The organism is Pseudomonas sp. UME65, assembly GCF_014170225.1.
Taxonomy (GTDB): domain Bacteria; phylum Pseudomonadota; class Gammaproteobacteria; order Pseudomonadales; family Pseudomonadaceae; genus Aquipseudomonas; species Aquipseudomonas protegens.
Genome location: NZ_LZZQ01000005.1, coordinates 560,502 through 572,940 on the forward strand (window position 1 = coordinate 560,502; position 12,439 = coordinate 572,940).

A 12,439-nucleotide genomic window follows, 5' to 3' on the forward strand; every position below is an offset into this window, starting at 1 on the left:
CTCTGCAGTCACTCCCAAATAGTCACGTCTTGAATACGCATAAGCCAGCGCGAAGGCTGGCTTATGGTGTGTGCTTCGAACGAGAAGAAAATCAGTCGGCTTGAGGTGCTTCTACCGGCTTGACCGCTTCTTCGTAGGAGACCGATTTGTCGGTCACGCTAGCTTTCTGCAGAACAGTATCCACAACTTGTTCTTCCAGCACAACCGAACGAACTTCGTTCAATTGCTGCTCGTTCTTGTAGTACCAGGACACGACCTGCTCAGGTTCCTGATAAGCCGAAGCCATTTCCTGGATCAGCTCGCGAACGCGGTCCTCATCAGGCTTCAGATCGAACTGCTTAACAACCTCGGCAACGATCAGACCCAGTACCACGCGACGCTTGGCCTGCTCTTCGAACAGCTCGGCTGGCAGTTGATCCGGCTTGATGTTGCCACCAAATTGCTGGACAGCTTGAACGCGCAGACGGTTAACTTCGTTGTCCAGCAGCGCCTTCGGCACTTCGATCGGGTTGGAGGCCAGCAGACCGTCCATGACCTGATTCTTCACTTTGGACTTGATGGCCTGACGCAGCTCGCGCTCCATGTTCTTGCGAACTTCGGCGCGGAAGCCTTCCAGACCCGCTTCCTTGATACCGAACTGAGCGAAGAACTCCTCGGTCAGCTCTGGCAGCTTAGGCTCGGAAACGCTGTTGACAGTCACAGTGAACTCGGCGGCCTTGTTGGCCAGATCCAGGTTCTGATAGTTCTCAGGGAAGGTCAGATTCAAGACGCGCTCTTCACCCGCCTTGGCGCCTACCAGGCCTTCTTCGAAGCCAGGAATCATGCGACCCGAGCCCAGCACCAGCTGGGTACCCTTGGCCGAACCACCGGCGAAGACTTCACCGTCGACCTTGCCAACGAAATCGATGTTCAGTTGATCGTCGTTCTGCGCAGCACGATCGGCCACTTCAAAACGCACGTTCTGCTTGCGCAGGATTTCCAGCATGTTATCCAGGTCGGCATCAGCCACATCAGCGCTCAGGCGCTCAACGGCGATGCTTTCGAAGCCGGCAACAGTGAACTCTGGGAACACTTCAAAAGTGGCAACGTACTCCAGGTCCTTGCCCTTCTCCAGCACTTTAGGCTCGACCGAAGGAGCGCCGGCAGGGTTCAGTTTCTGCTCGACAACGGCTTCATAGAAGGAAGCCTGGATCACATCACCTACTGCTTCTTGACGCGCATCAGCCTCATAACGCTGACGGATCACGCTCATTGGAACCTTGCCAGGACGGAAGCCTGGAATCTTGGCCTTTTGGGCAGTCTGCTGCAGACGCTTGTTGACCTGGCTCTCGATGCGCTCAGCCGGCACGGTGATGCTCATGCGGCGCTCAAGAGCAGAAGTATTTTCAACAGAAACTTGCATGGATATTCCTCGTTGCACAGACGTTAGCCGGCCGTTTTCCGACCCCAGAATCAAGGGCATGCATTCTAGAGGGTCAAACTCAAGAAGTCACCCTACTGAAAACGGGTAAAAAACCGCCGGCAATGTGAAGGCGGGGACAAAGGATTGAGCCTCGCCATGAGAGCAAATATTGCGAACCAAACCAGGGCCTCTACTTCAACCCTTCTATATATAGAAGGAGTCGTTCAGCACACCCCTGAAAAACGCCAGCCAATAGCTGAAACCCGGAACCTTCAACGACCAAAGGACAACATTCTGCCACTCAACCGGCTCATCGGATGCAGCCACTTAGAGGTATCGAATCCAGAAACGAAAACGGCGCAGCCCTTTTCAGGTGCTGCGCCGTTATCTGCTATTAACTAGCTACTTTATTGGTGCGGACGAAGAGACTCGAACTCTTACACCTTGCGGCGCTGGAACCTAAATCCAGTGTGTCTACCAATTCCACCACGTCCGCGTAACAAGCTTTTAAAGCAAAGGCGCCAGACTATTAATCTGGCGCCTTCTTCGAATATGGGGTGGACGATGGGGATCGAACCCACGACAACAGGAGTCACAATCCTGTGCTCTACCAACTGAGCTACGCCCACCATATTGCGTTACTTGTGCCAAAGCTGCCTAATGGCGCACCCGGCAGGACTCGAACCTGCGACCATCCGCTTAGAAGGCGGATGCTCTATCCAGCTGAGCTACGGGCGCCTTATTAATCTGTATTCTTTAACGATTACAAACTAATTGCTTTCAGTCGTTACGAGTTAAACATCAACTCTGCCCGACCTTCTTAACCAGTGCTAGGCTGTGCCCGACAAGTGCGACGAATGTTATAGACGGTCCGTTAGGTCGTCAACTCTTTTTTGAAAAAAATTCATTTAATTAAAGGGCTTAGGGGAATTTGCAGACCAAGCGCCTTTGCCCTCACGTTCCGACATGCGAGAATGCGTTCTCTTTTTCTCACCCTCTCGATGGTTAATCACGCGTCATGACTGCACAACTAATCGACGGCAAGGCGATCGCCGCTAGCCTGCGCCAGCAGATCGCCAAACGCGTCGCCGAGCGTCGCCAGCAAGGCCTGCGTACTCCAGGCCTCGCGGTGATTCTGGTCGGCAGCGACCCGGCCTCTCAAGTTTATGTCTCGCACAAGCGTAAAGACTGCGAAGAGGTCGGCTTCCTTTCCCAAGCCTATGACTTGCCCGCCAACACCACTCAAGAGGACCTGGCCGGCTTGATCGACCGCCTCAACGATGACCCGAACATCGATGGCGTCCTGCTGCAGTTGCCGCTTCCCGAGCACCTGGACGCTTCTCTATTACTGGAGCGTATTCGCCCGGACAAAGACGTGGACGGTTTCCATCCTTATAACGTCGGTCGCCTGGCCCAGCGCATTCCACTGCTGCGCCCTTGCACCCCCAAGGGCATCATGACCCTTCTGGAAAGCACCGGTGCCGATCTGTACGGCATGGATGCAGTGGTTGTCGGCGCTTCCAATATCGTTGGTCGCCCGATGGCCATGGAGTTGCTGCTGGCCGGTTGCACCGTGACCGTGACCCACCGCTTCACCAAGGATCTGGCTGGTCATGTCGGCCGTGCCGACCTGGTAGTCGTAGCTGCCGGCAAGCCGGGCCTGGTCAAGGGCGAGTGGATCAAGGAAGGCGCAATCGTCATCGACGTTGGCATCAATCGCCAGGACGACGGCAAGCTGGTGGGTGACGTGGTGTATGAAACCGCCCTGCCCCGCGCCGGCTGGATCACCCCAGTACCTGGTGGCGTCGGCCCCATGACCCGCGCCTGCCTGCTGGAAAACACGCTGTACGCAGCCGAATCGCTGCACAGCTGAGTTTGCTGCCCCGCAACAGAAAACCCGCCAATGGCGGGTTTTTTTATTCTGAAATTAAAGGCCGCCCGGAGTCTTTATCACCCCTGACTCTTAGCCCACGCCCATTGCTGCGCAAAGCCCTACCGTTCAGGAAAAAAACGTGTTTTTTCTTTATTTTTAAGGGCTTTCGGCTGACCGTGGAAGAACAATCGACAGTTCTTCAGCCATACTCATAAAATGTAACGTTTTTCCCAGAAAGCCCGTTAGCCAACGGCATATCCATTCTTTATCGAGTCCGCCCGCGTGAAAATTCGTCTCTCCATTCTCAGCTTGTTGTTTGCTGTGTCCGGCACACTGATCGCGCACAGCGTCGACGCCAGCGAAACCACCGCGGCGCCAAGAGACACTTCACAATTGCATATCGCGTCCGGCAGCGCCCTGCTGCTGGATCTGCAGACCAACAAAGTCATCTATTCCAGCAACCCGGACGTGATAGTCCCCATCGCCTCGGTGACCAAGCTGATGACCGCCATGGTGGTCCTGGACGCCAAGCTGCCCCTGGACGAATACATCTCCATGAACATCAGCGATACCCCGGAAATGAAAGGGGTGTTCTCCCGGGTCAAGCTCAACAGTGAGCTGAGCCGCCGGGACACCCTGCTGATCGCCCTGATGTCTTCGGAAAACCGTGCTGCCGCCAGCCTGGCCCATCACTACCCGGGCGGCTACGCGGCGTTCATCGCAACAATGAACGCCAAGGCCAAGTCCCTGGGCATGACCCACACCCGCTACGTGGAACCTACAGGCCTGTCGATCCACAACGTTTCCACCGCCCGTGACCTGAGCAAGTTGCTGGTGGCTTCGCGCAAGTACCCGCTGCTCAGCGAACTGAGTACCACCAAGGAAAAGACCGTAGCCTTTCGCAAGCCCAACTACACCCTGGGCTTCCGTAATACCGACCATCTGGTGAACAAGGAAAAATGGGACATCAAGATCACCAAGACCGGCTTTACCAACCAGGCCGGCCACTGCCTGGTGCTGGTCACCAGCATGGGTAATCGCCCGGTAGCGCTGGTGATTCTCGATGCCTTCGGCAAATACACCCACTTCGCCGATGCCAGCCGCATCCGCAATTGGGTCGAAACCGGTAGGAGCGGCTCGGTACCGGACGTCGCCCTGCGCTACAAAGCGGACAAGAACCTGAAGAACCGTCAGGTCGCCGCTCCCCAGGCCTCACACTGATACCCGGCAAAAAACAACGGCGCCCTCAGGCGCCGTTGTTGTCTGTAGCACACTCAATGACTGTCCAGTGCCTTGCTCGCCCGGGCTGCCGCCTGCTCCTGGCCGGCCTGGGCCAATTCATTGACGGCTTTCAACCAACGCTGGCGATCCACCTTGGCCGGCAACTGGTTGGGGGCCTGGATCAATACAGCAAAGCTGCCGGCACTCTTCCAGGATGACTCAAACTCGCTGAAGCTCATCAGTTGCCGACGGCTTTTCGCCCCACGCAACAGCACTGTCTGCTTGTCGCGGTTGTAGCCGGCCAGTACGGCATAGCGCGGCTCAGCCCAGAATGTCGAACCCTCGGTAAAGCGCACCAGCACCGGGTAACCCGCCGCCACCTGCGTCAGCAACGCCGACAATTGGTTATCCAGGGGATAGACGACCATGCCGTATTCACGCGCCAGGTTCTGCATGTTCTGCTGCAACTGCGCCTCGGCACCCGGCAGATGCAATGGCTTGTCCAGCAGACCGGGCGTGATCACCACGCCCTGCTGCGACAGCATGCTGGCCAGTGCACCTGGGCCGCTCTGGTACATCTGGCCACGGAAAGACGGCACGCTGTTGAGTTCGACACGTTCCGGCAGGCGCTGGATGTCAGGCTGCACGCTACCGGCACAACCGGCCAGGGCCAAGACACAGGCGCTGGCCAGCAGCGCCACTCGAAACCGAGGAAATACCCGCACCATCTTTGCTCTCTATTCAGACACCGGGCGACCCGCCTCCGGCTGGGGCCCTGATAATAGGGCGCCCGCGGGCAAGGGTATAGCGTTAGGCGCCAGTTAATTGAAAACCATAGAGCGAAGTGTTCGAAGACTCTCGACTATTGGTCAATAGCTTGAAACACATAGGCTACTAGACTGTCGATTGTTAAGAGTGTGTGCCCCGCACGGGGCATAAAGGAGGCACTTATGAGCCTGACAACGACCATCCTGATGCTGATCCTCGGCTGGCTGGCGGTAGCCGCCGCTATGCTCTGGGGCGTGCTGCGCATCACCCGCCGCCACCACCATCAGCCCCCGCAAGCAGCCCCCGCCATCAAGGCTGGAAAGAGCGCCCGGCGTCCTGCCGCTGCCCACTGATCAAGGTTTCCCCTACCCCTGAAACAAAGCGGCCGCCTGACTCCAAGGAGTACAGGCGGCCGCCAGTCATGGCTGCGGATCAAGCGTCGCTACGGGCCGCCTGACGCTTCTGCCGGGCCCGGCGGGCCAGCATGTTGAGACTCTCAATGGCCGCCGAGAAGGCCATCGCCGCATACACATAGCCCTTGGGCACATGGGCGCCGAAACCTTCGGCGATCAGGGTCATGCCGATCATGATCAAGAAGCCCAGGGCCAGCATCACCACGGTCGGGTTGTCATTGATGAACTTGGCCAGCGGTTCGGCCGCCAGCAGCATCACCAGCACCGACACCACCACGGCAATGATCATGATCGGCAAATGCTCGGTCATGCCGACTGCAGTAATGATGCTGTCGATGGAGAACACCATGTCCAGCAACAGGATCTGACCGATCGCTGCGGCAAAGCCGATAGCCACGCCCGGAGTCTCGTTCTTGGCCTGCTCAGGTTCAGGGTCCATGCTGTGGTGGATTTCCGTGGTGGCTTTCCACACCAGGAACAGGCCACCGGCAATCAGGATCATGTCCTTCCAGGAGAAACTCTGCCCCATCACTTCAATCACCGGCTCAGTGAGCTGGACGATGAACGCAATGGTACTGAGCAGCGCCAGGCGCAGGATCAAGGCCATGCCGATACCGATGCGCCGTGCCTTGGCCCGGTGCTTTTGCGGCAACTTGTTGGTGAGGATGGAGATAAAGATCAGGTTATCGATGCCAAGCACGATCTCCATCACCACCAGGGTGGCCAGGGCGACCCAGGCGGTGGGGCTTGCAGCGAGCTGTAAAAGGTAATCCATGGGTCAATCCTGACTCGGTTGTATGAAAGATCAGATTTCCTGGGACGCAGGCGCTGGTTTCTTCTCGCTGTCGTCCTCTGGCTTTTCCTTGCCGGTCACGCTCTGAGTCGCATCGCTGAGCGCCTGTTCTGCCGCTTTGTGGGTATCGTCGATGGCCTGCTTGGCCGACTCCGCCGCCTTGCCCAGCATCTGCTGCGCACTTTTTTCCGCCTGGTCACAACCCGCCAGGGTCAGCATAGACAGGGCCAGCAGCGACGCTGCGCCCAAGGTTTTGAAAGACATGCCGTATTCCTCGATAGAACGGACGGGACCAAGTAGGGCCCCGGCGATAGCGAGGCATTCTAAGGAGAGTGATACTTCAGGAAAATTCGTTTTTTTAGCAGTTATACTTCGCTTTTTACGAACTGAATGTGCCCATGCTCAACTACCGCCAGCTGCATTATTTCTGGGTTGTGGCCAAGACCGGCAGCATCGTCCGCGCCTGCGACCAGTTGAACCTGACCCCGCAAACCATCAGCGGCCAGATCAGCCTGCTGGAACAGACTTACGGCATCGAATTGTTTCGCCGGGTTGGCCGCCAGTTGGAGCTGACCGAAGCCGGACGCCAGGCCCTGCCCTACGCCGAGCAGATGTTCCAGCTCGGGGGCGAGCTGGAAGCCATGCTCCGCGCCCGCCCCGACGAACAGCAGATCCAGTTCCGGGTCGGCGTGGCGGATGTGGTGCCCAAGTCCATCGTCTATCGCCTGATCGCCCCGACCATGGAGCTCAGCGAGCCGATCCGCCTGACCTGTCGCGAAGACAAGCTCGAACGCCTGCTGGCGGACCTGGCCATCCAGCGCCTGGACCTGGTGATTTCCGACAGCCCGATGCCCTCGCACCTGGACATCAAGGGCTACAGCCAGAAGCTAGGGGAATGCGGCATCAGTTTCTTCGCCACCGAGGAGCTGGCGCGGCGGCACGGCGCTGACTTCCCCCGGGGCCTGCACGGCGCGCCACTGCTGATTCCCGGGCAGGAAACCGTGGTCCGCAGCCGCCTGCTGCGCTGGTTCGCCGAGCAACAGTTGCAGCCACGGATCATCGGTGAATTCGACGACAGCGCCCTGATGCAGGCCTTTGGCCAATCCGGCAGTGGAATCTTCATCGCCCCCAGCGTGATTGCCGACGAGGTCATGCAACAGTACGGAGTGCAACTGATTGGCCAGACCGATGCCGTGGCCGAGTCGTTCTACGCCATTTCCGTGGAGCGCAAGGTCAAGCACCCCGGCATCGTGGCCATTACCGAAGGGGCGCGACGAGAATTGTTCACGCCCCTCAATCTCTGATCAGGAAACGCAGGCACTCGGCGCTTTGAGCTTCATCAGCAGCAGCGCCAGGGCGATCGACAGCAGAATGAAACCCGAGGCCGCGAACCCCAGGCTGCCCAGGCCCAGGGTATCGATCACCCGGCCGCCGACCATTGCCCCCAGGCCAATGCCCAGGTTGGCCCCGGCAATGTTCAACGAAGCGGCGAAGGCCGGCGCCTGGGGAGCCGCCTTGATCAAGCGCACATGGCTCACCAGGAACATCGCCGCCTGGGTCACGCCCCAGATGGCCATGGCCGCTGCCAACCCCAGGGTCGAATGAATGCTCGGCACCAGGGCTACCATGCCGCCAATCATCAGTGCGCAGAACACCATGGAGGCGATCAACGGGTGACGGTCCACCGCCCGGCCGCCCAGGGAATTGCCGATCAGGCCCACCGCGCCAAAGCCCATCAGGCACCAGCCCACCAGCGCACCGTCGAACCCGGCCAGGCGCTCGAGTATGTCCGCCAGGTAGGTGTAGGCAGTGAACATGCCGCTAAATACCAGGATCGACAGCAGCACATGCCCTTGCATCAGCGGGCTGCGCAGGATGCGAAACTGCGCCCGCAGGCTCACCTGCTCGTTGTGCTGGCGGGTTTGCGGCAGGTAGATAAACAGCAACAGGGCCTTGGCGAACGCCACCACCGCCAGGATGCCGAAGGCGCTGCGCCAGCCGAACGCATCGGCAATCAGGGTGCCCACGGGAATCCCGAACACCGTGGCGCAGACAATGCCGAAGCCGATCTTGGCAATCGCCCGCCCGGCGTAGTCCGGGCCGACGATGTCCACCGCCGTCTCGCTGGCCAGGGCCCAGAACACCGGCAACCCCAGGGCCGGCACCAGCCGCGCCAGGGACATCACCCAGATGTTCGGCGCCAGCGCCGCCAGGGTATTGGCCAGGCCGAACATCACCAGCACGCTGATAAACAGCTTCTTGCGGGGAAAACGCGCGAAGTAGGCGGTCAGAAATGGCCCGAAGGCAGCCACGGTAAAGGCGAACAGGGTCACTAGCAGCCCGGCCTGGGACACGCTGACCTGCAGGTCGCGGGCAATCGACGGCAACAGGCCGACGATGATGAACTCCGTGGTCAGCACGGTAAAACCGGCGGCCGACAACAGCAGGATGGGCAACAGCATGCAGAACTCCAGAAACAGCGACAGCAGCGACAGCCCGAAGGGCCCGCTGACTGGATAGAAAAAGGGGATGGCGAATCTTAACAGAGTGCGCCCGGCTCCGGGCAACCACCGCGTGCACGGCTCTGCAAGGGGCAAGTGGCAGATCGTCACATCGACGCGGTAACCCCGGCCTCCTGTGATAAAGTCCGCCCCCTGCTGAAAACAGGCCCTGTCGAGTTCGTCTACCCTTCAAACGTCTCGATCGCCCGTCGCCTTTTCAGACTGCGTCTGTGCCTGGCGGTTCAACCACCGGCGCTGGCGACCGGCAGGCTCCGCACATTAAAAAAAACAGAGATACCGCTATGAGCGCTTCACCCCCTTCCTTTCTGCATTCCCTCAAACGCCTGAGCCTGGTCACGCAGATCGTTATCGGCCTGATCGCCGGTATCGCCCTGGCACTGCTGGCACCGGAGGTGGCGAAATCCACCACCTTTATCGGCAAGGTATTCGTCTCGGCGCTCAAGGCCGTGGCCCCGATCCTGGTGTTCGTGCTGGTGATGGCCTCCATCGCCAACCACAAGCACGGCCAGGAAACCCATATCCGGCCGATCCTGGTGCTCTACCTGCTGGGCACCTTCGCCGCCGCCGTGGTGGCGGTGATCGCCAGCAGCCTGTTTCCTTCCGCCCTGGTGCTGTCCACCCACGACGTGGCCATCAGCGCGCCCGGCGGGATCACCGAAGTGCTGCAAAGCCTGCTGCTGAGCGTGGTGGACAACCCGGTCAGCGCCCTGATGAACGCCAACTTCATCGGCATCCTGGCCTGGGCCATTGGCATGGGCGTGGCCATCCGCCATGCCGGCGAGACCACCCGCACCGTGCTCGATGACCTGTCCAACGGGGTCACTGTCATCGTGCGCGTGGTGATCCGCTTCGCGCCCCTGGGGATCTTCGGCCTGGTGGCCTCGACCCTGGCCACCTCGGGCTTCAACGCCCTGCTCGGCTACCTGCACCTGCTGGCGGTCCTGATCGGCTGCATGCTGTTCGTGGCCCTGGTGATGAACCCGCTGATCGTGTTCTGGAAGATCCGCCGCAACCCCTTCCCGCTGGTGCTGACCTGCCTGCGCGAAAGTGGCATCACCGCCTTCTTCACCCGCAGCTCGGCGGCCAACATTCCAGTCAACCTGGAACTGAGCAAGCGCCTGGGCCTGCATGAAGACACCTACTCGGTGTCGATCCCGCTGGGCGCCACCATCAACATGGCCGGCGCGGCAATCACCATTACCGTGCTGACCCTGGCCGCCGTGCACACCCTCGGTATCGCCGTCGACCTGCCCACCGCCGTGCTGCTCAGCGTGGTCGCGGCCATCTGCGCCTGCGGTGCTTCCGGCGTGGCCGGCGGCTCGCTGCTGCTGATTCCCCTGGCCTGCAGCCTGTTCGGCATTCCCAGCGAAATCGCCATGCAGGTGGTGGCCGTAGGCTTCATCATCGGCGTGCTGCAGGATTCGGCGGAAACCGCGCTGAATTCCTCCACCGACGTACTCTTCACCGCCGCCGCGTGCATGGCCCAGGAAGACAAGGCGCAAGCCTCGGCCTGATGCGCACATCCCGGATCGGCATGGCCCTGTAGCCACTGCCGAACCCGCTCCCTGCGGACCGTTCGCAGCCTGCGGCAGCAGCCACAAAAAAGCCCGGCCAGGGTCAACCTGGCCGGGCTTTTTTGTGCGCTACGAGAACCTCGTAGCCAAACGCCTTAGAACGCGCCCATGTAGTCGCGCTTGCCCACTTCCACACCGTTGTGACGCAGGATTGCGTAGGTGGTGGTGACGTGGAAGAAGAACTGCGGCAGGCCGTAGGTCAGCAGGTAGGACTGGCCACTGAAGCGCTTCTCTTTCGGGGTGCCCGGACGGGTCACGATCTCGATGCCTTCCTTGCCATCGATCTGCGCCGGTTGGATGCCGTCGATAAAGGCCAGGACCTTGGCGATCAGCGCCTGCAGGTCGGCGAAGGTGGTTTCAGTGTCGTCGTACTTGGGCAGCTCGACTTCGGCCAGGCGCGCCGATACGCCCTTGGCGAAGTCCACGGCGATCTGCACCTGGCGCACCAGCGGGAACATGTCCGGGTACAGGCGCGCCTGCAGCAGGGCGTTGGGCTCGATGTTCTTCGCCGTGGCGTGGGCTTCGGCCTTGTGCAGCACGTCGCTCAAGGCATTGAGCATTTGCTTGAAGACAGGAACGGAAGCGGCGTACAGGGAAATAGTCATGACAGTCTCGACAGGGAATGGCGGGAATACAGCGAGCAGCGATTATAGCCACAGCACGCCAGCACGGGGCCTTTATCCGCAGCGCTCCTGGCGATACACGCTGGGGGCCACGCCGAACCAGCGCTTGAAGCTCTGGGAAAAACTCGACAGGTCACTGAAGCCAAGCCTTTCGGCCACCTGGGACAGGCTCAGCCGCGGATTGCCCAGCAACTCCAGGGCCCGGGCGCCTCGATGCCCGGCCAGTACCTGCCGATAGCAGGTGCCCTCCTCCTGCAAGCGTCGCTTCAAGGTCCGCACGCTGGTGCACAGCAGCCGGGCCATGGCCGGCAAGTCCGGTACGCTTGCCGCCGGCAGGGCATCCAGGTGCTGGCGGACCAGCGCGGCAACCCCCTGATGGGTCTGTCGCCGCTCCAGCAACTGCGCGCACATCTGCTCGCACATGGCCACCGTCAGCGGGTTGGCCTGGGGCAAGGGCCGATGCAGGAAACGCCGGTCGAAGGCCAGGGTATTGGCGTCGGCCCGATAGTCGGCGGGCACCCCGAGAATCTGCGCCGGCTCGTCCCCTTCCAGCTCAGGGCTGACACTGCGACCGAAACGCAGCAGGCGAAAATCCGCACCGACTATTTCCTGCATCAGCGTCGCGGCGGCCGCCATGTCCCGCTGTAACAGGAACTGCGCCAACAAGGGGTCCGCCACCCGAGGCTCGGCAAAGGTCAGCACCCCGAGCCCCGGTTCCAGCCGGTAGCCGATCTCGGCAAAGGCATAGGTCAGCGGCAGGAAGCGCAAGGCCAGGGCCAGGGCATCCGCCGGGGTGGCGCTGCTGATCAGGCCGTAGCCGAACAGGCCATAGGTGGAGAAGTGATAACGCGCCCCCACTGCATACCCCAGGCCCCGGGGCTGGCCGAGCAGCGCCAGCAGGTTACTGGCCAGGCGCAACTCCTGGGCCGCCGACAGCAGGCTGTTGGGGTTTTGCAACTGCTCCCGGGACAGCCCGCAACCGGCCAGCAACCGCGCTGGCGCCAAGCCCTTTTCGCAGCCGAAACCGAGCAGCAGCAAGGCGCTGGACGGTCCCCGGGTGAACGACTGAGTGCTCATGGGCGCGGCTCGTGAAGAAAGGTGTTGGCCCAAATACTAAAGCACTTGTCCCGTTACAGCATGGGGTCCACGGTTTATTCCCCGCATGCTTCACTGATCGGGGCTGCACCGCAGAAACAAGGAAGTGGCCCCGGGAGCATCAACCCTGCGCCGCACAACAATAACAACGAGGT

General features: G+C 60.5%; 12 protein-coding genes and 3 tRNA genes. 5 read left to right on the top strand and 10 right to left on the bottom strand.

The genetic code is table 11. The annotated features are described in order from the left end of the window. Window positions 1-91 precede the first annotated feature (91 nt). The 4 genes from tig to A9971_RS06105 form a co-directional block, all read right to left on the bottom strand. Window positions 92-1,402, bottom strand: a complete 1,311-nt coding sequence (gene tig, locus A9971_RS06090) for a trigger factor (protein ID WP_169893241.1) — start codon at window positions 1,400-1,402, stop codon at window positions 92-94. Window positions 1,403-1,813: 411 nt separating this feature from the next. Further along, window positions 1,814-1,898: transfer RNA gene (locus tag A9971_RS06095), tRNA-Leu, on the bottom strand. Between the two features lie 57 nt (window positions 1,899-1,955). Next, window positions 1,956-2,031: transfer RNA gene (locus A9971_RS06100), tRNA-His, on the bottom strand. A gap of 32 nt (window positions 2,032-2,063) precedes the next feature. Next, window positions 2,064-2,140: transfer RNA gene (locus tag A9971_RS06105), tRNA-Arg, on the bottom strand. Between the two features lie 280 nt (window positions 2,141-2,420). On the opposite strand from A9971_RS06105, the gene folD reads away from it, so the two are divergent. Together folD and pbpG are read left to right on the top strand one after the other, a co-directional pair. Next, on the top strand, window positions 2,421-3,275 hold the full coding sequence (gene folD / locus A9971_RS06110; protein WP_011062276.1) for a bifunctional methylenetetrahydrofolate dehydrogenase/methenyltetrahydrofolate cyclohydrolase FolD: 855 nt from the start codon (window positions 2,421-2,423) through the stop codon (window positions 3,273-3,275). A gap of 282 nt (window positions 3,276-3,557) precedes the next feature. Next, window positions 3,558-4,496 (top strand): D-alanyl-D-alanine endopeptidase, encoded by a 939-nt coding sequence (pbpG, locus tag A9971_RS06115; RefSeq protein ID WP_183001692.1) that lies wholly within the window; start codon window positions 3,558-3,560, stop codon window positions 4,494-4,496. A 53-nt stretch (window positions 4,497-4,549) separates the two neighbouring features. Here pbpG and A9971_RS06120 read toward each other — a convergent pair whose 3' ends face one another. After that, the gene (locus A9971_RS06120) at window positions 4,550-5,224 is read right to left on the bottom strand and encodes a peptidase C39 family protein (RefSeq protein ID WP_011062278.1); all 675 of its coding nucleotides are present in this window, start codon (window positions 5,222-5,224) and stop codon (window positions 4,550-4,552) included. 222 nt (window positions 5,225-5,446) lie between these two features. Between A9971_RS06120 and A9971_RS06125 the strand changes: the two genes are divergently transcribed. Continuing rightward, the gene (locus A9971_RS06125) at window positions 5,447-5,617 is read left to right on the top strand and encodes a hypothetical protein (RefSeq protein WP_015636351.1); all 171 of its coding nucleotides are present in this window, start codon (window positions 5,447-5,449) and stop codon (window positions 5,615-5,617) included. 79 nt (window positions 5,618-5,696) lie between these two features. Here A9971_RS06125 and A9971_RS06130 read toward each other — a convergent pair whose 3' ends face one another. Together A9971_RS06130 and A9971_RS06135 are read right to left on the bottom strand one after the other, a co-directional pair. Beyond that, entirely contained in the window at window positions 5,697-6,452 is a 756-nt protein-coding gene (locus tag A9971_RS06130) for a TerC family protein (RefSeq protein ID WP_015636352.1), read from the bottom strand. 30 nt (window positions 6,453-6,482) lie between these two features. After that, window positions 6,483-6,734 carry a hypothetical protein gene (locus tag A9971_RS06135; RefSeq protein ID WP_011062281.1) on the bottom strand — a complete coding sequence of 84 codons (252 nt, stop codon included), beginning with the start codon at window positions 6,732-6,734 and terminating at the stop codon, window positions 6,483-6,485. A gap of 134 nt (window positions 6,735-6,868) precedes the next feature. On the opposite strand from A9971_RS06135, the gene nhaR reads away from it, so the two are divergent. Next, window positions 6,869-7,774 carry a transcriptional activator NhaR gene (nhaR, locus tag A9971_RS06140; protein ID WP_019092849.1) on the top strand — a complete coding sequence of 302 codons (906 nt, stop codon included), beginning with the start codon at window positions 6,869-6,871 and terminating at the stop codon, window positions 7,772-7,774. Here nhaR and A9971_RS06145 read toward each other — a convergent pair whose 3' ends face one another. Next, the gene (locus tag A9971_RS06145; RefSeq protein WP_053152765.1) at window positions 7,775-8,932 is read right to left on the bottom strand and encodes an MFS transporter; all 1,158 of its coding nucleotides are present in this window, start codon (window positions 8,930-8,932) and stop codon (window positions 7,775-7,777) included. A 341-nt stretch (window positions 8,933-9,273) separates the two neighbouring features. Here A9971_RS06145 and sstT point away from each other — a divergent pair, with 341 nt between their 5' ends. Then, on the top strand, window positions 9,274-10,506 hold the full coding sequence (sstT, locus tag A9971_RS06150) for a serine/threonine transporter SstT (protein WP_015636354.1): 1,233 nt from the start codon (window positions 9,274-9,276) through the stop codon (window positions 10,504-10,506). Between the two features lie 155 nt (window positions 10,507-10,661). Here sstT and A9971_RS06155 read toward each other — a convergent pair whose 3' ends face one another. Then, window positions 10,662-11,171: a DUF1993 family protein gene (locus tag A9971_RS06155; RefSeq protein WP_011062285.1), complete on the bottom strand. Its 510-nt coding sequence runs from the start codon at window positions 11,169-11,171 to the stop codon at window positions 10,662-10,664. Between the two features lie 72 nt (window positions 11,172-11,243). After that, entirely contained in the window at window positions 11,244-12,266 is a 1,023-nt protein-coding gene (locus tag A9971_RS06160) for an AraC family transcriptional regulator (RefSeq protein ID WP_183001693.1), read from the bottom strand. Between the last annotated feature and the right edge of the window lie 173 nt (window positions 12,267-12,439).

What these genes read in the sequence shown, in the direction of transcription:
- tig (WP_169893241.1), bottom strand. Translation starts at nt 1,402, where the DNA reads ATGCAAGTTTCTGTTGAAAATACTTCTGCTCTTGAGCGCCGCATGAGC.
- folD (WP_011062276.1), top strand. Translation starts at nt 2,421, where the DNA reads ATGACTGCACAACTAATCGACGGCAAGGCGATCGCCGCTAGCCTGCGC.
- A9971_RS06120 (WP_011062278.1), bottom strand. Translation starts at nt 5,224, where the DNA reads ATGGTGCGGGTATTTCCTCGGTTTCGAGTGGCGCTGCTGGCCAGCGCC.
- A9971_RS06125 (WP_015636351.1), top strand. Translation starts at nt 5,447, where the DNA reads ATGAGCCTGACAACGACCATCCTGATGCTGATCCTCGGCTGGCTGGCG.
- A9971_RS06130 (WP_015636352.1), bottom strand. Translation starts at nt 6,452, where the DNA reads ATGGATTACCTTTTACAGCTCGCTGCAAGCCCCACCGCCTGGGTCGCC.
- A9971_RS06135 (WP_011062281.1), bottom strand. Translation starts at nt 6,734, where the DNA reads ATGTCTTTCAAAACCTTGGGCGCAGCGTCGCTGCTGGCCCTGTCTATG.
- nhaR (WP_019092849.1), top strand. Translation starts at nt 6,869, where the DNA reads ATGCTCAACTACCGCCAGCTGCATTATTTCTGGGTTGTGGCCAAGACC.
- A9971_RS06145 (WP_053152765.1), bottom strand. Translation starts at nt 8,932, where the DNA reads ATGCTGTTGCCCATCCTGCTGTTGTCGGCCGCCGGTTTTACCGTGCTG.
- sstT (WP_015636354.1), top strand. Translation starts at nt 9,274, where the DNA reads ATGAGCGCTTCACCCCCTTCCTTTCTGCATTCCCTCAAACGCCTGAGC.
- A9971_RS06155 (WP_011062285.1), bottom strand. Translation starts at nt 11,171, where the DNA reads ATGACTATTTCCCTGTACGCCGCTTCCGTTCCTGTCTTCAAGCAAATG.
- A9971_RS06160 (WP_183001693.1), bottom strand. Translation starts at nt 12,266, where the DNA reads ATGAGCACTCAGTCGTTCACCCGGGGACCGTCCAGCGCCTTGCTGCTG.